Annotated in this window: 1 protein-coding gene and 1 pseudogene; one reads left to right on the top strand and one right to left on the bottom strand. The window is 48.1% G+C overall.

Going from position 1 to position 686, the window contains the following annotated elements; translation table 11 throughout:
* Window positions 1-247: pseudogene (locus TAMC210_RS13380) on the top strand (hypothetical protein); the annotation flags it as partial.
* A gap of 270 nt (window positions 248-517) precedes the next feature.
* Here TAMC210_RS13380 and TAMC210_RS13715 read toward each other — a convergent pair.
* Window positions 518-652, bottom strand: coding sequence for a hypothetical protein (locus tag TAMC210_RS13715; protein WP_256366505.1), 135 nt, complete (start codon window positions 650-652; stop codon window positions 518-520).
* Window positions 653-686 lie beyond the last annotated feature (34 nt).

The raw sequence follows: 686 nt of genomic DNA, 5'->3' as shown, positions 1-686 counted from the left end.
TAAGAAACGTCAAGGTGCCTATGTGCGCAAAACCTATGATACGGCTCGAACCCCTTTGCAGCGTTTAATAGACGCCGGGATACTAGACCCTCATACTAACGCTAAATTCCAGCGCGAACTGCAAGCTTTAATCCCCTTGTACTTCACCGCCAACTGGAGGAATTGCTCGCTAAAGGTTATACTGAGCCTTCTCAACAAAAGCAAGCCGCCCATTAAAACAATGACCCATATACAGCATACCCTCTAAAGCTAAAGGGAGATGATGGAACATAGTACCCCCTTCTACTATCGCTCTTTAGGTTAGGTCTTTATTTGAGTGAGCCTTCTTCCTTCGGTAAGGTTTTTATGTGAGTTGACACGGGCCCTGTAGTTCTGAACCTGTAGATAGGCCGGGATTGTAGTACTGACGAAGATAACGCTGGTACCAAAAGGGCTGCTGGAAACGCAAAAGAGAGTTGTCGAGGGAAGGACGCCTACAGCCGCTCAACCTGGGCATATCCTCGGGGAAATATTCAATTCATTCCCCCGTGTCTTTCCTTGGGGGGAAGATGCGGGTTAAGGCACTGATTAACAACATAAAGAGGAGGATAACCCCGAACATAGTAGGCAGGGCTATAGCCATAAGTTCCAGAGCCAGTCCTACAGTTCCCATTTTTAATCACACCTCCCTGAACCCAGTCGGCGGC

Source organism: Thermanaeromonas sp. C210, from assembly GCF_013167955.1.
In the GTDB taxonomy this organism is placed as follows: domain Bacteria; phylum Bacillota; class DSM-521; order Neomoorellales; family Neomoorellaceae; genus UBA12545.
Note: the sequence above shows the minus strand (reverse complement) of the source record. Positions and strands in the feature narration are given on the sequence as shown.